This is a genomic window from Undibacterium sp. Jales W-56 (assembly GCF_025548535.1).
Taxonomy (GTDB): Bacteria; Pseudomonadota; Gammaproteobacteria; order Burkholderiales; family Burkholderiaceae_D; genus Undibacterium.
The window spans coordinates 577,668-598,984 of sequence record NZ_JAJLQW010000002.1 but is presented as its reverse complement, the minus strand read 5'-3'; the positions used below and the strand labels follow the sequence as shown (position 1 = coordinate 598,984).

Annotated in this window: 17 protein-coding genes and 2 riboswitches; of the genes, 12 read left to right on the top strand and 5 right to left on the bottom strand. The window is 50.8% G+C overall.

Features of this window, described 5'->3' with window-relative positions:
* Positions 1 to 145: 145 nt before the first annotated feature.
* Positions 146 to 1,561 (top strand): mannose-1-phosphate guanylyltransferase/mannose-6-phosphate isomerase, encoded by a 1,416-nt coding sequence (locus LPB67_RS08665; RefSeq protein WP_262836726.1) that lies wholly within the window; start codon positions 146 to 148, stop codon positions 1,559 to 1,561.
* Positions 1,562 to 1,573: 12 nt separating this feature from the next.
* Here the strand turns inward: LPB67_RS08665 and lexA are convergent, their stop codons facing one another.
* Positions 1,574 to 2,242, bottom strand: coding sequence for a transcriptional repressor LexA (lexA, locus tag LPB67_RS08660; protein ID WP_262836725.1), 669 nt, complete (start codon positions 2,240 to 2,242; stop codon positions 1,574 to 1,576).
* A gap of 265 nt (positions 2,243 to 2,507) precedes the next feature.
* Here lexA and rpsF point away from each other — a divergent pair, with 265 nt between their 5' ends.
* From rpsF to LPB67_RS08625, 7 genes are all read left to right on the top strand, one after another.
* Positions 2,508 to 2,876 carry a 30S ribosomal protein S6 gene (gene rpsF, locus LPB67_RS08655; RefSeq protein ID WP_262836724.1) on the top strand — a complete coding sequence of 123 codons (369 nt, stop codon included), beginning with the start codon at positions 2,508 to 2,510 and terminating at the stop codon, positions 2,874 to 2,876.
* A 29-nt stretch (positions 2,877 to 2,905) separates the two neighbouring features.
* Positions 2,906 to 3,205, top strand: a complete 300-nt coding sequence (gene priB, locus LPB67_RS08650; RefSeq protein WP_262836723.1) for a primosomal replication protein N — start codon at positions 2,906 to 2,908, stop codon at positions 3,203 to 3,205.
* Positions 3,206 to 3,214: 9 nt separating this feature from the next.
* Positions 3,215 to 3,499 carry a 30S ribosomal protein S18 gene (rpsR, locus tag LPB67_RS08645; RefSeq protein ID WP_126773305.1) on the top strand — a complete coding sequence of 95 codons (285 nt, stop codon included), beginning with the start codon at positions 3,215 to 3,217 and terminating at the stop codon, positions 3,497 to 3,499.
* 27 nt (positions 3,500 to 3,526) lie between these two features.
* Complete coding sequence (gene rplI / locus LPB67_RS08640) at positions 3,527 to 3,979, top strand: 50S ribosomal protein L9 (RefSeq protein WP_262836722.1); 453 nt, start codon at positions 3,527 to 3,529, stop codon at positions 3,977 to 3,979.
* A gap of 128 nt (positions 3,980 to 4,107) precedes the next feature.
* The gene (locus tag LPB67_RS08635; RefSeq protein ID WP_262836721.1) at positions 4,108 to 5,496 is read left to right on the top strand and encodes a replicative DNA helicase; all 1,389 of its coding nucleotides are present in this window, start codon (positions 4,108 to 4,110) and stop codon (positions 5,494 to 5,496) included.
* Positions 5,497 to 5,621: 125 nt separating this feature from the next.
* Positions 5,622 to 6,248, top strand: coding sequence for a DUF47 domain-containing protein (locus LPB67_RS08630; protein ID WP_262836720.1), 627 nt, complete (start codon positions 5,622 to 5,624; stop codon positions 6,246 to 6,248).
* Positions 6,249 to 6,393: 145 nt separating this feature from the next.
* The gene (locus tag LPB67_RS08625) at positions 6,394 to 7,404 is read left to right on the top strand and encodes an inorganic phosphate transporter (RefSeq protein ID WP_262836719.1); all 1,011 of its coding nucleotides are present in this window, start codon (positions 6,394 to 6,396) and stop codon (positions 7,402 to 7,404) included.
* Between the two features lie 149 nt (positions 7,405 to 7,553).
* Here the strand turns inward: LPB67_RS08625 and LPB67_RS08620 are convergent, their stop codons facing one another.
* The 3 genes from LPB67_RS08620 to LPB67_RS08610 all read right to left on the bottom strand — a co-directional run bounded on the left by LPB67_RS08620 (position 7,554) and on the right by LPB67_RS08610 (position 10,542).
* Entirely contained in the window at positions 7,554 to 7,982 is a 429-nt protein-coding gene (locus LPB67_RS08620) for a hypothetical protein (RefSeq protein WP_262836718.1), read from the bottom strand.
* A gap of 425 nt (positions 7,983 to 8,407) precedes the next feature.
* Complete coding sequence (locus LPB67_RS08615) at positions 8,408 to 9,166, bottom strand: LytR/AlgR family response regulator transcription factor (protein WP_262836717.1); 759 nt, start codon at positions 9,164 to 9,166, stop codon at positions 8,408 to 8,410.
* Between the two features lie 17 nt (positions 9,167 to 9,183).
* A complete protein-coding gene (locus LPB67_RS08610) occupies positions 9,184 to 10,542 on the bottom strand; it encodes a sensor histidine kinase (protein WP_262836716.1) in 1,359 nt (452 codons plus the stop codon).
* A gap of 518 nt (positions 10,543 to 11,060) precedes the next feature.
* Between LPB67_RS08610 and LPB67_RS08605 the strand changes: the two genes are divergently transcribed.
* The 4 genes from LPB67_RS08605 (at position 11,061) to gcvP (ending at position 17,533) form a co-directional block, all read left to right on the top strand.
* Positions 11,061 to 12,452 (top strand): DUF2799 domain-containing protein, encoded by a 1,392-nt coding sequence (locus tag LPB67_RS08605; RefSeq protein WP_262836715.1) that lies wholly within the window; start codon positions 11,061 to 11,063, stop codon positions 12,450 to 12,452.
* A 158-nt stretch (positions 12,453 to 12,610) separates the two neighbouring features.
* Positions 12,611 to 12,710, top strand: a riboswitch (glycine riboswitch).
* 10 nt (positions 12,711 to 12,720) lie between these two features.
* A riboswitch (glycine riboswitch) is annotated at positions 12,721 to 12,843 on the top strand.
* A 75-nt stretch (positions 12,844 to 12,918) separates the two neighbouring features.
* Positions 12,919 to 14,049: a glycine cleavage system aminomethyltransferase GcvT gene (gene gcvT / locus LPB67_RS08600; protein ID WP_262836714.1), complete on the top strand. Its 1,131-nt coding sequence runs from the start codon at positions 12,919 to 12,921 to the stop codon at positions 14,047 to 14,049.
* A 90-nt stretch (positions 14,050 to 14,139) separates the two neighbouring features.
* Entirely contained in the window at positions 14,140 to 14,517 is a 378-nt protein-coding gene (gene gcvH / locus LPB67_RS08595) for a glycine cleavage system protein GcvH (protein ID WP_262836713.1), read from the top strand.
* Between the two features lie 136 nt (positions 14,518 to 14,653).
* Positions 14,654 to 17,533, top strand: a complete 2,880-nt coding sequence (gcvP, locus tag LPB67_RS08590; RefSeq protein ID WP_262836712.1) for an aminomethyl-transferring glycine dehydrogenase — start codon at positions 14,654 to 14,656, stop codon at positions 17,531 to 17,533.
* A 119-nt stretch (positions 17,534 to 17,652) separates the two neighbouring features.
* Here gcvP and LPB67_RS08585 read toward each other — a convergent pair whose 3' ends face one another.
* Positions 17,653 to 20,991, bottom strand: a complete 3,339-nt coding sequence (locus LPB67_RS08585; protein WP_262836711.1) for a S41 family peptidase — start codon at positions 20,989 to 20,991, stop codon at positions 17,653 to 17,655.
* Between the last annotated feature and the right edge of the window lie 326 nt (positions 20,992 to 21,317).

Below are 21,317 nucleotides of genomic sequence, written 5' to 3'. Positions count from 1 at the left end.
TTGATCGCATCGCACTAAACATCGTTAAACCGAGCTGAACTGATTTCGCATGGGATAATACTGAAAAAATATTGATTTAACAAAATCTTTGATAATTGTTGAAAAATAAAGATAAACAATTTATTGAAATGAAACAGAGGAATTAATGCAACTTTTCCCGACAATTTTGTGTGGTGGCGTAGGGGCGCGCTTGTGGCCAGTTTCCCGGGAGTTGCACCCGAAACCTTTTATTCGCCTCGCGGACGGTCAAAGTCTCTTACAAAAGGCTTTTTTGCGCGGAGCGCACTTACCCGAAGTAAAAGAAGTTTTAACGGTCACCAACCGGGAACTTTTTTTTAAAACGCAGGATGAGTATAAAGAAATCAATCGCGACAAACTTGATACCTCTTTCATCCTTGAACCTTTTGGCCGCAATACATCCGCCGCTATTGCATCAGCAGTGCTGTATTTGACAGAAGCCTACGGAGCCGATGCGATGATGCTGGTCCTGGCGGCAGATCATTTAATCGAAGATCAGGCTGCATTTGCGACCGCGGTGAAAGAGGCGACCAGGCTGGCAGAGCAGGGTAGTCTCGTTACGTTCGGTATTCAACCCGAAGCGGCTGAAACTGGTTATGGTTACATAGAAGCAGATGGCAACAAAGTTGTGCGCTTTGTAGAAAAGCCTTCGCTTGAAAAAGCCAAAGAATACCTTGCCTCAGGCCGTTATTTGTGGAACTCCGGCATGTTCTGTTTCAAGGCGGGATCCATACTGAAAGCCATGGAGCAATATTGCCCCGACATTCTTACGGCAACAAAAAAATGCATGGCACAATCGCGTACCCTCAAAGGTACCGGATACAGCCAGGTCGAGCTTGAACCAGCAACGTTCGAGCTTATCCCGGATAATTCGATCGACTATGCCGTGATGGAGCGATCGGACCAGGTTGCTGTTATCCCTTGCAATTTGGGCTGGAGTGATGTCGGCTCATGGGTTGCATTAGGCGACCTGACAATGCCAGACACCAATGGCAATCGTATTGACGGCGAAGCCTTGCTCCACGATGTGTCAAATTGCTATATCCAAAGCAATAAGCGCGTCATTGGCGCGGTTGGCGTCGATAATCTGATTATTGTCGATACTCCTGATGCATTGCTGGTTGCTGATAAGTCCAGCGTCCAGGATGTAAAGCATCTGTACGCAGCGCTGAAAAGCAGCGGTCACGACGCACATAAATTGCATCAGACGGTACATCGCCCTTGGGGTACTTACACGGTGCTTGAACAAGACACTAAATATAAAATTAAGCGTATTGAAGTAAAACCTGGTGCGTCATTGTCCCTGCAAATGCATCATCACCGCAGCGAACACTGGATCGTTGTGAGTGGCATGGCAAAGGTAGTCAACGGCGACAAAGAGTTATTGATTAGCACCAATGAATCTACTTTTATTCCTGCTGGTCACAAGCATAGATTAGAGAATCCCGGGATTCTGAATCTGGTCATGATTGAAGTCCAGAGTGGTGAATATCTTGGTGAAGACGACATTGTTAGGTTCCAGGATATTTATGGTCGTTTCTAGTCATCCGCCAATTTACGTCCATGCACGTACCAATCCGACCGCCAGTCCTTCCAAAGAAAAATCTTCGTCTTGCTCTGTAATTTTGATATTTGGATAATCGGGATTTTCGGCAAGCAATTCAATCATGTTGCCTGATTTTTTGTATCGTTTAACAGTCACATCGTCGCCCATGCGGGCAATCACGATTTGCCCATTTTTTGCTTCACTGGATTTTTTAACTGCAAGCAAGTCACCATCCAGAATGCCGGCATCGCGCATTGACATGCCCCTTACTTTTAACAAGTAATCAGGAATGGCGGAAAATAGTGCCGGATCAACCTGATAGCTTGTGTCGATATGTTCCTGTGCGAGGATAGGTGAACCCGCAGCTACTCTGCCGACTAAAGGCAAGCTGAGTTGCATCAACGCGGGATGGGGCAAAGCCAGCTGTGCTCCGGAGCTAAATTTCCCTTTGATATTGCTCAATGCAGAATCAAGCAAGCGGATGCCGCGCGATGTGCCTGGAGCTATTTCGATGACGCCTTTGCGCGCCAGTGCTTGCAGATGCTCTTCTGCTGCATTGGTTGAGCGAAAACCTAACTCGGTCGCAATTTCTGCCCTGGTCGGAGGGAAGCCTGTATTCTGAATCGCATCTTTAATCAGATTCAGAATCTGTTCTTGGCGGGCAGTGAGTTTTAACATAATGAAATTCCGTTTAAACAGAGTTGGGCTGGGTTTATATGCAGCCTGTATTTTTGTACAGTATAAACATAAATGCTTGAATAACCAAAAATTTTTAATTCGACATTGGATAAATTGATTGAAGTCACAATTACTTCACTTATCATAATAAGTGCTTGAAACTATTGAGTAAATTGAAAAAATGCAGTATAGTCATGGGCTTTTCCTCTTCCCGCACTCGTCTTGACGCCGAGGCGGGCTATTTTATTGTCCACAAGGAGAATATATGCGTCATTATGAAATCGTATTTATCGTACATCCTGATCAAAGCGAGCAAGTGCCGGCAATGATCGAACGTTACAAGGCTTCTGTTGTTGCTCGTAACGGTCAAGTACACCGTGTTGAAGATTGGGGCCGTCGTCAATTGGCTTACATGATTCAAAAACTGGCTAAAGCACATTATGTTTGCATGAACATTGAGTGCGATGCTGAGACTCTGCTTGAGTTGGAAACCGCATTCAAATTCAATGATGCTGTTCTGCGCCACCTCACAGTCAAGATGAAGAAAGCTGAAACAGCGCCATCTCCAATGATGAAAGCTGTACAGAAAGAAGATGCTGCCAAGACGCAACGCGTAGAAGCGCCAGCAGCATAATTGACCTTTAGAGGACGCAACAGAAGTCAGTGAATCAGCTTAAAGTTGTTGCCAGTATTTTGGAGAAATCGGCACTGCGCTATACGCCAGCAGGAATTCCGATAGCCTCTGCAGTACTGGCTCACAGTTCTAAGCAAGAGCAGGCAAGTACCCAACGTGTAGTCGAATTTGAAATCAACGCAGTAGCAGCAGGCGATATTTCAAAACGATTTTTAGAGATAGAGTTGGGTGTAGTCATGCAATTCACCGGGTTTTTGTCGCGCAAGAACCGTAACAGCAAAAGTCTCGTATTTCACATTACTGAGTTCGAGACGACTTTACTAGATTAGGAGCCAAAAATGGCATTCGGTAAAAAATTTGACAAAAGCAAACTGAAACAAAAGCGCCAGCAACAAAACCCTTTGTTCAAGCGTAAAAAATTCTGCCGCTTTACAGCAGCACACGTAGCGCAAGTTGACTACAAAGATGTCGATACACTGAAAGACTTCGTGCAAGAAAACGGCAAAATCATGCCAGCACGTTTGACCGGTACTAAAGCTTTGTACCAACGTCAAGTCGACACAGCGATCAAGCGCGCACGCTACCTCGCGTTGCTGCCGTACACTGATCTGCACACAGCGTAATTGACGACAAGGTACTAGGAGAAAAATATGCAAGTTATTCTGATTGATAAAGTCGTTAATCTCGGCAATCTGGGCGATGTAGTTAAAGTTAAAGACGGTTACGCACGTAACTTCTTGATCCCGCAACGTATGGCTCGTCGCGCAACCGCTGCTGCAATCGCTGAGTTCGAAGCGAAACGTGCAGACTTGGAAAAAGCTGCTGCCGAGCGTTTGGCTGTAGCGCAAGCTGCGGGCGAAAAACTGTCAGGTCTGACGGTTCAGATCTCACAAAAATCTGGCGTTGATGGCCGTTTGTTCGGTTCTGTGACTAACTTCGACATCGCTGAAGCCCTGGTTAAACAAGGTTTTGCGGTTGAAAAAGCACAGATCCGTATGCCACAAGGCCCATTGAAAATCGTTGGCGATTACTCTGTTGCAGTCGCATTGCACACAGACGTGGTTGTGAATGTCACTGTTGCTGTATTGGGCGAGCACGCTTAATACGCCATTTCAGTTTCAAAAAAGCCGGGCTTGCCCGGCTTTTTTTGCGTTATAAATTGTGTTTCAGGTGAGCTGTTCGCTGTGTTTTCTTTGTTTTTGAGCTTGAATAAAAAGGTATAATGCGCGCCATGAAAGCACCTTCCGATCCGCAGTTAGACTCCATTCGCGTACCCCCACATTCCATCGAGGCAGAGCAATCTGTGTTGGGAGGTCTACTGTTAGATAACGCGGCCTGGGACAGGATTGCTGACTTCATTCGTGAGGATGATTTCTATCGCTACGATCATCGTATTATTTTCCAGGCGATCGTTAAGCTGATTAATGCGACCAAGCCGGCCGACGTGATCACGGTGTATGAGGCCTTAACCGGCATCAATAAAGCCGATGATGCTGGTGGCCTGACCTATCTGAATGCGTTGGCGCAAAATACCCCTTCTGCGGCAAACATTCGTCGCTATGCCGAGATTGTGCGTGACCGTGGCGTGCTCCGTAAGTTGATCTCGGTCTCGGATGAAATTGCCGGCAATGCGTTTAATCCGCAAGGCAAAGAAGTCAAGCAGATGCTGGACGAGGCCGAGTCGAAAATCTTTGCGATTGCCGAAGAGGGCGCACGCGGTGCGCAAGGCTTTACGGCGATCCAACCTTTACTGACGCAAGTCGTAGAGCGTATTGATGAACTGTATAACCGCGACCATACGAGTGATATTACCGGCGTCCCGACGGGTTTTGCGGATCTGGATCGCATGACTTCTGGTTTGCAGCCGGGCGATTTGATCATCGTTGCAGGCCGTCCATCGATGGGTAAAACTGCGTTTTCTATCAATATCGGCGAAAATGTCGCTATCGAAAGCGGTTTGCCGGTTGCCGTGTTTTCGATGGAGATGGGTGGTGCGCAATTAGCGATGCGTATGCTGGGGTCGGTCGGTCGCCTGGATCAGCATCGCTTGCGTACAGGACGTCTGGTCGATGAGGACTGGCCGCGTTTGACGCATGCGATTCAAAAGATGAACGATGCGCAGTTGTATATCGATGAGACTCCGGCGCTCAGTTCAATCGAGTTGCGCGCCCGCTCACGTCGTTTGTCGCGTCAATGTGGCAAATTGGGTTTGATCATTATCGATTACTTGCAATTGATGTCGGGTAATTCCAGTGGTGAAAATCGTGCGACGGAAATTTCTGAAATATCCCGTAGTTTAAAAGGCCTGGCGAAAGAATTGCAATGCCCGGTCATTGCATTATCCCAGTTGAATCGCTCACTTGAGCAGCGCCCGAATAAACGTCCCGTCATGTCAGATTTGCGTGAGTCAGGTGCGATTGAGCAGGATGCGGATGTGATCTTGTTTATTTATCGCGACCAGGTATATAACCCGGATTCGCCCGACAAAGGTACCGCTGAGATTATTATCGGTAAGCAGCGTAACGGTCCAATCGGTAGCGTACGCCTGACCTTCCTGGGCGAGTACACCAAGTTCGACAACTACACAGGTTCATTGTCTATTTATGGCGATAACGAATAGTTCTAGTTTCGTTCTTCGCAGTTGGTTTTAGTAAATTTATTCAATATTGAAAAGCGTCTGAAGTTATAGGGAACACCCCTGTAACTTCGACACAATTTTAGTGTTACTACTTTAGTGAGAAAAAAATGTTTGGACGATTGATGCCTACAGAGGGAAAGTTTTTTGAACTCTTTAATCAGCATGCTGAATTGTGTGTCAAAGGATCAAAAGAAATGGTCGCTCTGATGACTAATTTTGATGATCTGGAAATCAGGGTTCATGCGATCGAAGCGATTGAAAAACAGGCGGATACGGTCACTTACAACACTATCGAGCTCTTGCACAAGACATTCATTACTCCAATAGATCGAGACGATATCCATAAGCTGATCACGCGTATGGACGATATTCTCGATCTGCTGGAGGACGCTGCCCAAACCATTTCTTTGTACGATATTCGTGAGATCACGCCTGAAGCGAAGCGCCTGGCGGAGTTGTGCCTCGCTTGCGCTGAAAAGGTCAAGGATGCGGTGGCATTATTGCCGAATATGGCGAACTCGCGTCAGATGCTCTCCATCTGCGAGGAAATCGATCGCCTGGAATCGGATGCAGATCACGTCATGCGCGCGGCGATGTCCAAGTTGTTCCGCGATGAGCCGGACGTGCGTAACCTGATCAAGCTGAAGGCGATTTACGAAATTCTTGAAACGGTTACCGATCGTTGCGAAGATGTGGCAAACATCATTGAAGGCATCATTGTCGAAAACGCTTAAACCTCATCAACTGAGTCATCAAACTCAGCTTTGCTCGCTTGGTGCGAGATAGTTGATCAAGATATTTAGGCAATAGTTTTAACAGGTGCTCGTTCCCGGTTGACTCAGGGAATTGAAATGAGAACTTAAAAGAGAAGTGAATTCCATGCAAACCGTCCACATGAGCCTGTACGTTATCGCCTTACTGGTGATCCTGGCTTTGTTATTTGATTTTATGAATGGCTTCCATGATGCTGCCAACGCGATTGCGACGGTGGTCTCTACAGGAGTGTTAAAGCCGCAGCAAGCGGTCGCGATGGCCGCGTTTTTTAACGTCATTGCTATCTTGTTTTTTCAATTGAAAGTTGCTGCGACGATCGGTAAGGGTACTATCGATCCATCCGTGGTTGATCATTATGTGATTTTCGGTGCTTTAGTCGGGGCTATCTTTTGGAATTTGGTTACCTGGTATTTTGGTATCCCGTCTTCCTCATCCCACGCCCTGATCGGCGGCCTGGTGGGTGCCGCAGTAGCCAAGGCCGGTACCGGTGCCTTGGTTTCCAAAGGTTTGTGGACCACGATCATCTTTATTGTGGTGTCGCCCTTATTGGGATTTGTCCTGGGCTCCGTCATGATGCTGATTGTGTCCTGGCTGTTCGTCAAATCGACGCCATTGAAGGTCGACAAATGGTTCCGCCGCTTGCAATTGGTGTCCGCATCGATGTTCAGCCTTGGGCATGGCGGCAATGACGCCCAAAAAACCATTGGCATTATCTGGATGTTGCTGGTGTCTGCCGGTTACGTTTCCAATAGTGACGCTCTGCCGCCGATGTGGGTCGTCATTTCATGCTATGCATCGATCGGTCTCGGGACTTTGTTTGGCGGTTGGCGCATTGTGAAAACCATGGGGCAAAAGATTACCAAATTAAAACCTGTGGGCGGCTTTTGTGCCGAGACCGGCGGGGCGATTACCTTGTTTGTTGCATCGCATTTCGGGATCCCTGTCTCGACTACCCATACCATCACGGGCGCCATCGTTGGCGTAGGTTCGGCCCAAAAAATGTCGGCAGTGCGTTGGGGTGTCGCGGGGAATATTGTCTGGGCCTGGATTTTGACTATCCCTGCCAGCGCTTTTGTTGCAGCGATTGCCTGGTGGATCGGACTCCATATTTTATAAATACTCCCCCCAGTGAATTTGTATAAATAGGGTAGATCGCGCAGTAAGGACTGGATTATTTAAAAATTCATAGAGGGAGTATTGGATTGTTATCCATCAAAGCCGCAACCATATCAGTGGTTGCGGCTTTGCTATTGACGAGATCGCATTTAGTGCCGGTCGCGAAAACCTAAGATCGTCTGAGCCTGGCCAAGACACGACCAGCTCAGCCTGGTGTATTCATCCTCAGAATCAAGTGCGGCCTGCAAATCTTCAATTTTTTCCAGTTCAGCCTTGATAAATGGCATCCACGTACGGTTGATGTCTTCGCTGAGTTGTTCTTTGGTTCTTCCTATGGGACCAATCAAAGGGGTATTGGCGTAGCGTTTGCTCATCTCCTGACGTACTAAATCGGCTAAAGCGGGCAATTTTTCTTTATACAATTTTACGTGCTGCATTTCATGTTCGAGAATCTCGTTATAGACGCATGAATTCTCGGGAAATTCTTTACTCACATAGACATCAATTGCAGGATGCTCCATGCTTATTTCGATTCGTGGCGCGAAGCATTCCTGATTATTCTGCTTGTCTTCGATCATAGGGCCCTCAAAATCGATTTGAATAATACTGTGTCTTGAGGTCAGTCCCAGAATATAGTCGGTGGAATAGGCTTTGCTACTCATTGTGCGCAATTTTCGGCTGCTCACATTATTGTGTATGGAGTAGGGTCCCTCGGCTTCAGTCACGATGATGCTGGCTTGCGGCAATTCTCTATTGCATCGCAGTTGAAAACTGGTCTGGGACAGTGCCTGATTCGTGAGAAGTCCGCATAGACAGAGGAGCGCCATCGGGAATAATTGCATTTTCCTCATCATAGCTCTCCTCGTCCCTGGCGGTTATGTCGATACGATGAATAACACATCTGCCAGACTCATCGCTGCACTACCTGTTTCTATCAATATAGGTAATTTTTCTTGATAGCACCGGATATGTTCGGCGTTGTGCTGCAAAGTTTTTAATCAGGCTACATTTGCTTGAACAAATGTACAAAGCTGCGGCTTACTTCTAATTTTTCTGTCAGTCCTTTTACTTGCACTAAGTGGCGCCCTCGCAAATCACGCACGACACCCGAGATGGCTTTTGCATTGACCAGCGTGGCGCGATGAATTTGCCAAAATAAGGCCGGATCAAGTTCTTCGGCGAGATCGCGCACCGGTTTCCTGATGAGCGCCTCATACGTTGCCGTTTGCACCCGGGTATATTTTTCATCCGACTGAAAGAATAAAATTTCTTCTACCGGAATCAGGCGCAACTCCTGGCCAATCGATGCTTGTATCCATTGCAGGTAATTGACCTTGGTGCCTATACCCATTTGCCTGGCGAGCTGAGCCAGCATATTGCTCATATCGTTCGGCTCGTCTTTGCTGCTCAAGCGAGCTTTTAACCTATCGACGGTTTTGCTAAGCCGCTCTATATCTGCCGGTTTTAAGACGTAATCGACGGCACCGTGATCGAATGCCTCAATCGCATATTGGTCGTAGGCAGTGATGAAGACGATGTGCGCTTTGCTGCCAATTTCTTTCGCCGCTTCCAATCCGGTTTTTACTGGCATGCGGATATCCAGAAAGGCGAAATCAGGCGTCAGGTTCTCGACTAGCTGAATCGCTTCCTCGCCATTTTTGGCCTCATCGAGAATTTGCAGTTCCGGCCAGACCTGCTCCAGGCGCGACCTTAATTGGTCGCGCATCAGTCTTTCATCATCGGCTAGTATCGCTGTAGGCATAGTGGAATCAGTGTTAATTAGTTGGCTAACTCATAAGGAATTTCTATAGTAACGCAAACTCCCGTTGGTTGATTGGGTGTAATGATCATTTGTGCTTTTTCTTTGTAAATGAGTTTCAGGCGTTCCCGGATATTCTGCAAACCCAGGCCGGTGCCGTTGCTAGGCATCGCACCAAAACCAAGACCGTCGTCACTGACCGATACACGCAACTTGTTGTGGGCGACTTCCACGTGGAAGCGCACCGTGCCGCCTTCTGCTTTTACCTCTAATCCATGCTTAATCGCATTTTCGACCAGCGATTGCAGCATCATTGGCGGGAAGCAGGCACTGCGTAATCCCTCTGGCATATTGAAGTCGACTTCCAATCTTTCTTCCATGCGCATTTTTAAAAGCTCGAGATACGACTTCACCATATCGGCTTCGCGACCGAGATTGGTTTTGGTCGCGTTCTCGCGCATTTGCGGCAGCACCGCACGCAGGTAAGAGATCAGGCTGCGTTGCATCGCAGCGGCCCTTGGCGGGTCTGTCTCGATCAAATGCTCGACGGATGCCAAGGTGTTAAACAAAAAGTGCGGTTCGACCTGCGCCTGCATCATTTGCATCTGCGCTTCACTGACCTGGCGCAATAGGGACTCGCGTTCGGCAGACAGATTTGCTTCCCTGGCTTTTTCTTCTGCCCGGACTTTACCGCCCATCAATGCCTTCATGCCTAAAAGACCGAAGATCAGGAGCATGACAAAATTGATAAACCATTTGGATGATTTCTTCTGGTAGCTTTTCACTTCCTCATCGGCGGCATCTGCCACCGCGTCCTCGATATCATTGCTGATCTCTTGGGCAATGTCTGGCGGCAGCTTGATATGGATATCATCCTGACCAACTTTTGGCACGGCTGGCGGAGTTGGCGCTGATGCGGGCCTGGAGGCATCTGGTGCGGCGGGAGGCGTGGGTGCGGCAGGTGCCGCCGGGACTGCCGATGGGGACGGCGGAGCGGGTGGTACCGGTACGCTGGCTTCCTTCAGGACACGGATCCCGTTTTCATCAATTTCGATTTGCTTGCCGCTACCGTCCGTTTTGTTTTTGCGAATATGAATACCGGTACCGTCGATTTCAATATTGGTATCGCCATCATTGAGGTTCTTGGTCTTGCTGGCTTTTTTTGCGGCTTTTTTATTGGTGACAATGACACTGTCTTCCGAGCTCAGGATATTGTCCTGAAAGATCGAACCGGCAATCATCATGATTAAGGCAAACAAAAAAAACTTCCACCAGGATAACTGAGTCACCCAGGCAGCAGTCTTGTCAAATGCCTGACTCAACCAATGCAGGAATGCAGTGGCAAGTTGTTTGACGGTTTGGATAGCGTTGGGATGCATGATGGGATTCTCTAATAAAGTGTTACTTTTTTGCTTGGCCAACCATAGGGAATTACCAAAGCAAACTGATTTAAGACATGTTGTTACTGTAAAGAAATCGGCGGGTGATTGCCATTAACATGCGACAGTCTGCAAAATTGGGGGAATAGAAATAGAAAATCCTGACCTGGTACGTCGATGAAACAGCCAGTGTTATTCCTGATATTCATCTTTGATGGCGATGTAGGGCGTAATAAATAAGATTAAAACAGATTAAAACAGATTAAAACAGATTAAAACAAGATTAAGGAACGCTTGAACAGGGCGAGTCCAGGTGCGAAGAATACCTGACGTCAAGTTGACTAGCCAAGTCGTTTTATAGCAGGGCTGATCCCGGGCGTGTTGCGCTCAGCCCTTGCGAGAGCCGGGTCGCATCGTGTTGCGGTATCGTTAGAAGGCGTTTTATGTTGGTGATAAGGTCAACAAAACAGGGGCGGCAAACGTTAGTCAGGTATTCCAATATGAAACCCGTGCTATTTATGCTGATATTTTTTCGCAAGTTTCTGCTCGCTGCGGTAATGCTTCTGCCATTGGCGGCCTGCCAGACCACCATGAATCTGAGGCAGGATTGCAAGGTAGGCGACTGGAACTTCATCGGCAATAAAGACGGTGCGCAAGGTTTTGATGCGCGCTTTGAGGAGCGTCGCCAGTTTTGTGCGACGGTTGACGGCGACAAAATTAAGCAGGAGTCTGCGAGTCAGTACCAAGCTGGCTGGCAACAGGGTAATCAGCATTTTTGGGAGCAGGTCGGCGTGCAGGATGGCATCAGTGCCCTGGCAATCTCGAATTATGAGCAGCAGTTGAAGACTGACACCATCGTTAAAAATCACACACCGCCGAATCAGGATGCGTATCAGCGCGGCTGGGTGCGCGGCAATGCCGACTATTGGTATGGTGTTGGCGATACCGATGGCAAAGCAGGACGTTCCGCCAAAGACGAGCAGCTAAGGGCTGCCAGCGGCCAGGCGATCGGTTTCAATCAAGGCAGTTACCAGCAAGGCTGGCATGCCGGCAATTATGCGTATTGGACGCAGACCGGTTTTCAGGATGCGCATGACGGAGTGCCGGATAGCGAGCTGAAAAATCACGCGCAAGCGGCACAGGCAAAGGGTGTGCAGGTACGCGAAGATGCCTATAAAGCAGCCTGGAATAAAGAAATCGTCGAATACTGGCGCCGCCTCGGCTGGAGCGATGCGACTGAGGGGCGCGATGTGATTACCCGACGTGCCGATGCCAGGGCGCGTGGCTTGAAATTCAGCGAAGCAGAATACCAGCAGCAATGGGAGCAAAGACTGATCCAGTATTGGCGCGAAGCCGGGAATGCAGATGGCTTCGGCCAACCGAATCAAATCGAAGAGCGCATCAGCAACGCCCGGCGCAATAATGTGTTCGTGATTCCGCAAACGCGCGATACCTACAATCAGGCATGGTTTGCGCAAAACGCCGTCTACTGCAGCCCTGAGAATGCCTTCGCTTTTGGCCGCCGCAATCACCGGATGGCTCTCGAAGTCTGTCAAGCCAGCCAGCAAAATCAGGTACGCCGCGCTTGGAATGCAGGCCAGGACTACGAGGATATTGCCAGAAAGCTCAGCAACATTCATATCGATCTGGCCTCGTTAAACGACCGGCGCGCTGATGCCGCTCGCCGCCTGGAGCGGATTGAGCGTGAGATCCGGCGTGATCAGGATGATAAGAATCGTGTGACCAATAACGATACCGCCAGTAATGACCGCAGGCGTGAACGCGAACGGCAGGAGTTGCGCGAATTTTTGCAAGGTTCTGCCTACCGCATGGAGGAGCTGCGCAGCTGGGAGTTCCGTTATAGCCAGCAAATGCAGCAGATCAAACGCGATATTTACCGGAATGATTAAGTTAGATGGAAGAATTGCATCCGCATATTCCATGCGCCTTTTGAGCCATTTATGCCTGCTAAGCCGCATCAGATATGCGGCTTCAGTTTTATATGATGCCTGGCGCAAATATTTAGCGCGCTAAAGTTCACAACAGGGAACGAAGCCCTTATAATCGCGCTACTTGATCAGGAGAGCGTGGCTGGACAAAGTTTTGTCAGCCGCCGCCGAAGGGGCTAACACCCAAAAACTCTCAGGCAAAAGGACTGATCAGCGGGGTTGTAGAAACACCCCAAACTCTGGAGAGCGGTAGCGGCAACTGTCATCAAGCCGAACTATCCACCGAAGGTGCGCACGGATGGGCGTTATAGCCAGTCCGTAATCTCTCAGGTATCAGGACAGAGGGGTCTGCGATGTCATCGCATGTGATGGGCAAGTTCCCGTCTGCGTGATGCATTGTCCCTTCTATTTTGGTAATGAGGTTCTCATGACGCAAGCAGCCGCAACTCTCAAGGCAACCCCCCTCAACGCAGCCCACCGTGCCGCCGGCGCAAAGATGGTCGATTTTGGCGGTTGGGACATGCCAGTCAACTACGGTTCACAAATCGAAGAACATCATGCAGTCCGTACCGATTGCGGCATGTTCGACGTTTCCCACATGTGCGTAGTCGATCTCAAAGGGACAAATGTCCGCAGCTTCTTGCGCGGCCTGGTTGCCAACAACGTCGATAAATTACAAGTTCCTGGCAAAGCGCTGTATTCCTGCATGCTGAAGCCGGAAGGTACGGTCGTTGACGATCTGATTATTTATTATTTCAGCGAAGACTGGTTCCGTCTGGTCGTCAATGCAGGCACCGCAGAAAAAGACGTAGCCTGGATGAATGCGCATAATCTTGCAACCCAGGCCGGTATCACCATTACGCAGCGTCGCGATGGTGCGAACGCCTTTGCCCTGGTCGCCGTACAGGGCCCGAATGCCCGCGCCAAAGCATGGGAAGTTTTACCGGAAACCAAGGCCGCCAGCGCCGAGATCAAGCCTTTCAACGCCGTCATTGTTGCCGGCACGGCATTCGGCGAAGTCATGGTGGCTCGCACGGGTTACACCGGTGAAGATGGTTTTGAAATCGCGGTCGCTGCGGAACGTGTCACCTATCTGTGGAACGCTCTGGCTGCCGTCGGCGTCAAGCCCGCAGGTCTGGGTGCACGCGACACCCTGCGCCTGGAAGCCGGTATGAATCTGTACGGACAAGACATGGATGAAACAGTCAATCCATTGAATGCCGGTCTGGCATGGACCATCGATCTGGTTGCCGAGCGCGATTTCGTCGGTAAAAAAGCCTTGCAGGAACAAGGCCAGACCGCACAATTCCTCGGCCTGATTCTGCGTGAAAAAGGCGGCATCCTGCGCGCTCACCAAACAGTCATTACCGCACAAGGCGAAGGCGAAATCACCAGCGGCACGTTCAGCCCAAGCATGCAGCAAGCGATCGCTCTGGCGCGCCTGCCTATGGGCGTTGCGATCGGCGATACCGTGCACGTCGCGATTCGCGATAAGCAATTGGCTGCGACGGTAGTGAAATTGCCTTTCGTGCGTAACGGCAAGGTATTGGTAGCGTAAGACATATTTGAGAGGTTTTTATGTTTTTAATGATTTCGTCTCGTAAGCTTATCCGTAACAATTTATTATTTTAATTTTTTGGAGAACCCCATGACAATTCCAGCTAACCTCAAATACACAGCGTCCCACGAATGGGTGCGCGTTGAAGCCGACGGCACGATCGCTGTCGGTATTTCCGATTTCGCGCAAGATGCCTTGGGCGATATCGTGTTCGTCGATTTGCCAAAAGTCGGTCAGGTATTGACTGCCGGTAAAGATTGCGCTGTGGTGGAATCTGTCAAAGCGGCAGGCGACATCTACGCCCCTGTCTCTGGCGAAGTGGTCGAAGTCAATCAAGCGGTAGTCGATGCGCCGGAATCCATCAATACGGATGCCTTCGGTTCATGGATGTTCAAACTGAAGCCAGCGAACATGGCCGATGTCGATGCCTTGATGGACGCCGATGCTTACGCCAAAAATATCGGCTAATTCCTGTCACTGTTCAATCGCACAACTGATCCATTGATACGCTTTTTTGATTGCCGGAGTGGATGTCATCGCTCCGGCAGCAGCGATTTTTATTTGAAGTCGCTTTCATCATCGCCACTTTTTCTGCAGACATATTATGACCCGCACCAGCCTGACCCAACTCGAAGCGCATGACGCTTTCATCGCCCGACATATCGGACCTTCCGAGGCAGAACAAGCCGCCATGCTCAAGACCTTGGGTTATGCGACGCGCACCGCTTTGATCGATGCGATTGTGCCCGCCAATATCCGCCGCCATGACGTACTGCCGCTGGCGCAATTCACCGACGCCAAATCAGAAACAGAAGCGCTGGCAAGCTTGAAAGCATTGGCTGGTAAAAACAAGGTACTCAAATCCCTGATCGGTCAGGGTTATTACAACACCCATACGCCCGGCGTGATTCTGCGGAATATTTTTGAGAATCCGGCCTGGTACACCGCGTACACGCCTTACCAGCCAGAGATTTCTCAAGGCCGTCTGGAAGCGATTCTGAACTTCCAGCAAGTCGTCACCGATATGACCGGCATGGACATCGCGAATGCCTCAATGCTGGACGAAGGTACAGCGGCAGCGGAAGCGATGACGCTGATCCAGCGCGTCGGCAAATCGAACTCGAATGTGTTCTACGTGGCTCACGATGTCTTGCCACAAACCCGTGAAATTATCGAAACCCGCGCCCAGCCTCTGGGTATCGAAGTCCGTACCCTGACCGCTAACGAAGCCCTGGAAAACGATTGCTTCGGCGTCCTGTTGCAATATCCAAGTGTGGATGGCACGATCCGCGATTACCGCGAATTCGCTGCGGCTGTGCATGCCAAAGGCGCCATGGTGATTGCCGCTGCCGATTTGCTGGCCTTGACACTGATTACGCCGCCAGGCGAGTGGGGCGCCGACGTGGTCGTCGGCAACAGCCAGCGCTTTGGCGTGCCGCTCGGCTTCGGTGGTCCGCATGCCGGTTACATGGGGACCCGCGATGCGTTCAAACGCAGCATGCCGGGACGCCTGGTGGGGGTGACCATCGATGCACAGGGCAAGCAAGCGTATCGCCTGGCATTGCAAACACGTGAACAACATATCCGCCGCGAAAAAGCCACATCGAACATCTGTACCGCCCAGGTTTTGCTGGCAGTGATGGCTTCCATGTATGCCGTGTATCACGGCCCGGCCGGTTTGCGTCAAATCGCACAACGCGTGCATCGCTTCACCGGCGTATTGGCGGCTGGCCTGAACAAGCTCGACGTGAGCGTCGCGAATCACACTTACTTCGACACCCTGACCATCAATGTCAAGGACGCAGCAGCAACCCATCAAGCCGCACAAGCAGCGGGCTACAACCTGCGCCAGATCAGCGCAACCCAAGTTGGCGTATCGCTGGATGAAACGACTACGCGTGTCGATATCGACGCCTTGTGGGCCATCTTTGCAAATGGCCTTTCGATTCCTGACTTTGCTGCAACGGAAGCCGCTGTGAACGACGCCTTGCCAGCAGCCTTGTTGCGCACCAGCACTTACCTGACGCATCCGACATTCAATCGCTATCACTCCGAACATGAAATGCTGCGTTACCTGCGCAGCCTGGCGGACAAAGATCTGGCATTGGATCGCACCATGATTCCATTGGGTTCATGCACGATGAAATTGAATGCGACATCAGAAATGATCCCGGTCACCTGGCCGGAATTTTCCAGTATCCATCCATTCGCACCGGACGATCAGACCATCGGCTATCGCGAAATGATCGCGCAGTTAGAAGCCATGCTGTGCGCAGCGACCGGCTATGATGCCGTATCCCTGCAGCCGAATGCCGGTTCCCAGGGCGAATACGCCGGTTTGCTGGTGATCCAGGCATATCACGCATCGCGCGGCGAGGCGCATCGCAATATCTGCCTGATCCCCTCATCGGCACACGGCACCAATCCGGCATCAGCCAGTATGGTCGGTATGGATGTGGTGGTGGTGGCATGCGACGACAAAGGTAACGTTGATCTGCCTGACCTCAAAGCCAAAGCGGAAAAGCACAGCGCGAATCTGGCGGCGGTCATGGTTACTTATCCATCGACGCATGGCGTGTTTGAAGAAGGCATTCAACAGTTGTGCGAGATCGTCCATGCGCACGGCGGCCAGGTGTATGTCGATGGCGCGAACATGAATGCGCTGGTCGGCGTTGCCGCTCCGGGTAAATTCGGCGGCGATGTCAGCCACCTGAACTTGCATAAAACTTTCTGCATCCCTCACGGCGGCGGCGGTCCTGGCGTTGGCCCGGTGGCAGTCGGTGCGCATCTGGCGAAGTTCTTGCCGAATCAAAAATCGACAGGATATATTCGCGGTGAAGACGGCATTTCTGCGGTGAGCGCAGCGCCATTCGGCTCGGCCAGCATTTTGCCGATCTCATGGATGTACATCGCCATGATGGGTTCTGAAGGCTTGAAAGCGGCAACCGAGACAGCGATTCTGGCCGCGAACTACATCGCGAAACGTCTGGCGCCGCATTACCCGGTACTGTACTCAGGCCACGATGGCCTGGTCGCGCATGAATGTATCCTGGATCTGCGCCCCTTGACCGATGCGACTGGCATCAGCAATGAAGACGTAGCAAAACGCCTGATCGACTTCGGCTTCCACGCACCGACCATGAGCTTCCCGGTGCCGGGTACGCTGATGATAGAACCGACCGAAAGCGAATCGCAAGCGGAGCTGGATCGTTTTATCGACGCGATGATCGCGATTCGTGAAGAAATCGCCAAGGTCGCGAGCGGCGAGTTCGACGCCCAAGACAATCCATTGAAAAACGCCCCGCATACGGCTGAAGTCTTGGTCGCAAATGAATGGACCCATGCCTACGGTCGTGAAATCGCTGCTTTCCCGCTACCGTCTTTGCGCAAGCAAAAATACTGGGCACCGGTAGGTCGCGCGGACAACGTGTATGGCGACCGTAATCTTTTCTGTTCTTGCATTCCTGTGAGCGACTACGAATAAGAACGACAGTTAGTAATATGAAAAAAGCGGCTATCTGCGAGCAGATAGCCGCTTTTTATTTTGGCTAAACCGATTCAGCTAGGTTCTGCTTAACCGAATCGGTTTAGTCGGTTGCAAAACTATTTACCTAACTTGGGCATCGTCGGCGTCTGCTGTCTCTGTACCGCTTGATATGTCTGGAGTTTTTGCATGACATTCTGGATTGCCGCATCGAGCTGAGTGTCTTTGCCTGCATTGACCTCGGTAGGATCGAGTTCGACATCGATATCCGGCGATACGCCTTCATTTTCTATGCGCCATTCACCTTCGGGCGTAAAGAATCGGAAGAAAGGTACCAGCAAGAATCCGCCGTCAATCAGTTCGGGATTGGCGGAAATCCCGATCAGGCCGCCCCAGGTGCGTTTGCCTATCAAGGTGCCCAGACCGAGACGCTTGAATGAATACGGCAAGAAGTCGCCGCCGGAGCCGGCATCCTGATCGATCAACATCGCTTTCGGGCCGTAAATCGCAGCGCCCGGCGTGGTAAACAACAGGCCGTCGCGGTCTTTCCAGCTTGCCAGGTACTGGCGGTTCAGGATGTCGGTGATGTAGTTGGCCGCTTGCCCGCCGCCATTGCGGCGTTCGTCGATGATCAGGGCGGACTTGTCGGCTTGTGCATAAAACATGCGGTTAAAGTATTGATAGCCGTCGGAACCGGTATCCGGCAAGTACACGTAAGCGACTTTGCCGTCGGTTTTTTTCTGGACGTATTCGCGATTTTTTTCTATCCAATGCCATTGGCGCAATGCTGTTTCATTGGCGACCGGTTGCACGATCACGTGCCTGCCTGGCGTATTCGTCAGGTCGCCGGCGACGGTCAGGGTCACTTGTTTACCGACTGTGTTAGCTAACAGCGAGTACAGATTTTTACCCTTATCCAAAGCTTTGCCGTTGATCGCCAGCAAGTAATCGCCTTCCTTGATATTCATGCCGGGAGCCGCCAAAGGTGCTGCGAGGAAAGGATTCCAGCGATCGCCGCGATAGATGGTTTTAATACGATAATGTCCCTGCTCATAGCTATAATCGGCGCCGAGCAGACCAACGGCGACAGGTTTCTCTTGATAGACATCGCCGCCACCGGTGCGATTATGGCCGACTTGCAGCTCGCCTATCATCTCGACCAGCAACTCATTCAGATCTTCCCGACGCTGCACGTGTTTGAGCAGCGCATGGTAGCGCGTATAGATGGCATCCCAGTCGATACCGTGCAGGTTGGCATCGTAGAAAAATTCTTTTTCCATCCACCATGTTTCATTGAAGATTTGCTCCCATTCTTCACGTGGATTCACTTGCATACGTACTTGCGATAAATCGATCGGTTTCGCATCCAGTTTTTCGCCGGCATCGCCAATGTCGAGTTTGCTCTTGGCATACTGGATCAGGATCTTTTTACCGTCGGCGCTGAGGCTGAAAGAGGCGATGCCCTGGCGCAGTGATTTCGCTTTTTTATCTTCAAAACTAAAACGCATCAGGTCCGCATCATCATCGTCCTTATTGGCTGGCGGCTCATGGCTGACGCCGGGCTGGCGATGCTCCAGATAGAATAAGGAACCATCCGATGCTACTGCGAGATTGTCGTAATTGCGCTCTGCGACCGGCAGAGCGGCGATACGTTGCGGCAAACCGGCCAGATCAATCTTGACTGGCTTGATGACTTTGGCAGCGGCGTCCTTACTTGCGTCTTTGTCTTTCGCCGCATCTTTTGCAGGGTCTTTAGCCGCTTCTTTTTTAAGTTCGTCTTTTTTCTCATCGTCTTTGTTGCTTCCCTCATCGCCAGTCTTGGGTAACAAAGGCGACTTGCCATCCGCAGCCAGAACCGCGACATACAAGCCATTGCGTAGCGGCCGTTCCTGGGTTGACATATCGAGACCGACCTGGGTCGGGCCGGCATTGATCGAGGCGGTGAAGTATAAATAGTCGGCCGCCGCAAACACAGGATGGTCGGCGTGACTCATGCCGTCGGTCAGACTGGTATTTTTCGCCGTCGTGAAATCATGTAATTTGATTTGCGAAAAATGATTGGCGCCCACGACGGTGTAGGCCAGCCATTTACTGTCGGAAGAAAACGAGACGTTGAATTTTGAACGTCGCGCGCTCGCGTCGATCTTGCTGATGCTGCCGTTATTGAGATGAATTACATACAACTGGAGATGGTTGTCCTGATACACGATCATCTGGTTATCCGGCGACCACGCCAGCAGCGTGTAATAGCCCGACTGACCTAAGCTCAGTGTTTTCGCTTGATCGAGTCCGGCCTGGTCACGCAATACCAGGCGATGCTGACGGCCGACGTCAGAGATGTAGGCAATGCGTTTGCCGTCGGGGCTCCATAAGCCGTCTTTTTCGCGTATGCCGGAGCTCTCGGTCAGGTTGCGAACCGAGCCGTCTTTTACCGGGACGGTAAATACCTCGCCACGCGCGCTCAGCACGACACGTTTGCCGGTTGGCGACAGATTGGCCGAGGTGATGGTGCTGCTGGCATCTTTCCATTGCGGACGGGCCTGAATCGCTAGCGTGGTCTGCGCTTCCAGATTGATATGAATGGTTTGCGTCTTGCCCGTCGCTGCATCGAATTCTTTCAGCTCGCCACCGGCCTCGTACACCACGCTATTGCCGGACGCGCTGATATTACGGATATCCCAGGTGGTTTCCCTGGTGACTTGACGCACGGCTTTGGTGTTGCGGTTATAGGCAAACAGATTCGCTACTTTGTTATCCCGGTCGGAAATAAAAAATACCTCGTCGCCGACCCAGACCGGATTGCTGTCGTTGGCATTGTCATGCGGTATTTTTTCCAGCTTGTTATTCGCGACATCCATGATCCAGATCGGCGGTGTAGTGCCGCCACGGTGCAGCCGCCAGCCGCTGGGACCGCTATAGGCCTGGCGGAAGGGACGATAGGCGAGATATTTGCCATCGCCTGACCAGTTGCCTTCAAAGGCGATGGCTTCCATGACTTTTTTCTCGTAGCCACCTTCCAGCGGCACTTCATATAGCTGATTGCTGCGGCTATTGGCGATCTCGCGATTCGATGCGAACAAGACGCGCTTGCCGTCGGCACTCCAGCCGACCACGACGTCCTGACCCGGATGCCAGGTCAGGCGACGCGCTTCTCCACCGTCAACCGGGATAACATACACGTCGGTATTGTTGTCATAGCTGGCTGAATAGGCGAGCCATTTACCGTCGGGCGAAAACTTGGGAGAAAACTCGGATGCAGGATGCGTAGTCAGCCGCACCGGGTTTTGGCCGCTACGACTGGTCAGCCAGATATCGCCGGCATAGACAAAGGCGAGATGGTCGCGCGATACGCTGGGCTGGCGTAGCAGCAGCGTATCGGCGTCGGCAGACTGCACTGCAAAACAGGTGCTTAATATGAGACCTAAGATCGTCTTGTTACCGAGGTTTGTCCTGCGCATTCGATTCTCCTTTGATGTTTTTGGCCGGGTTGATGATATTGACTGATGCAAGGTATTTTTTGATGCGTTGAATCGAATTAAATTCAAATTAAATTAAATTGAATGACTATGCGGGCTTACGCAAAATAGAAAACTGTTTGCCACAATTCAGATTGAACCCGCAGACTGGATGCGGCTTTCCGGGGCATTTCGTGCCAACAGCCGCACCCGGCTTGCGGTTCATTTGAATATTGAAATGCCATAACGCCTTTCCTCTCCGGTCTTTGCCCTATGTCTGCGTGTCTCTGTGATGAGAGGTTTTAGTTTTTGCGTAAGTCCCGACGATT

Coding starts and splice junctions, on each gene's coding strand:
- LPB67_RS08665 (WP_262836726.1), top strand. CDS start 146: ATGCAACTTTTCCCGACAATTTTGTGTGGTGGCGTAGGGGCGCGCTTG.
- lexA (WP_262836725.1), bottom strand. CDS start 2,242: ATGTTAAAACTCACTGCCCGCCAAGAACAGATTCTGAATCTGATTAAA.
- rpsF (WP_262836724.1), top strand. CDS start 2,508: ATGCGTCATTATGAAATCGTATTTATCGTACATCCTGATCAAAGCGAG.
- rpsR (WP_126773305.1), top strand. CDS start 3,215: ATGGCATTCGGTAAAAAATTTGACAAAAGCAAACTGAAACAAAAGCGC.
- rplI (WP_262836722.1), top strand. CDS start 3,527: ATGCAAGTTATTCTGATTGATAAAGTCGTTAATCTCGGCAATCTGGGC.
- LPB67_RS08635 (WP_262836721.1), top strand. CDS start 4,108: ATGAAAGCACCTTCCGATCCGCAGTTAGACTCCATTCGCGTACCCCCA.
- LPB67_RS08630 (WP_262836720.1), top strand. CDS start 5,622: ATGTTTGGACGATTGATGCCTACAGAGGGAAAGTTTTTTGAACTCTTT.
- LPB67_RS08625 (WP_262836719.1), top strand. CDS start 6,394: ATGCAAACCGTCCACATGAGCCTGTACGTTATCGCCTTACTGGTGATC.
- LPB67_RS08620 (WP_262836718.1), bottom strand. CDS start 7,982: ATGATCGAAGACAAGCAGAATAATCAGGAATGCTTCGCGCCACGAATC.
- LPB67_RS08615 (WP_262836717.1), bottom strand. CDS start 9,166: ATGCCTACAGCGATACTAGCCGATGATGAAAGACTGATGCGCGACCAA.
- LPB67_RS08610 (WP_262836716.1), bottom strand. CDS start 10,542: ATGCATCCCAACGCTATCCAAACCGTCAAACAACTTGCCACTGCATTC.
- LPB67_RS08605 (WP_262836715.1), top strand. CDS start 11,061: ATGCTGATATTTTTTCGCAAGTTTCTGCTCGCTGCGGTAATGCTTCTG.
- gcvT (WP_262836714.1), top strand. CDS start 12,919: ATGACGCAAGCAGCCGCAACTCTCAAGGCAACCCCCCTCAACGCAGCC.
- gcvH (WP_262836713.1), top strand. CDS start 14,140: ATGACAATTCCAGCTAACCTCAAATACACAGCGTCCCACGAATGGGTG.
- gcvP (WP_262836712.1), top strand. CDS start 14,654: ATGACCCGCACCAGCCTGACCCAACTCGAAGCGCATGACGCTTTCATC.
- LPB67_RS08585 (WP_262836711.1), bottom strand. CDS start 20,991: ATGCGCAGGACAAACCTCGGTAACAAGACGATCTTAGGTCTCATATTA.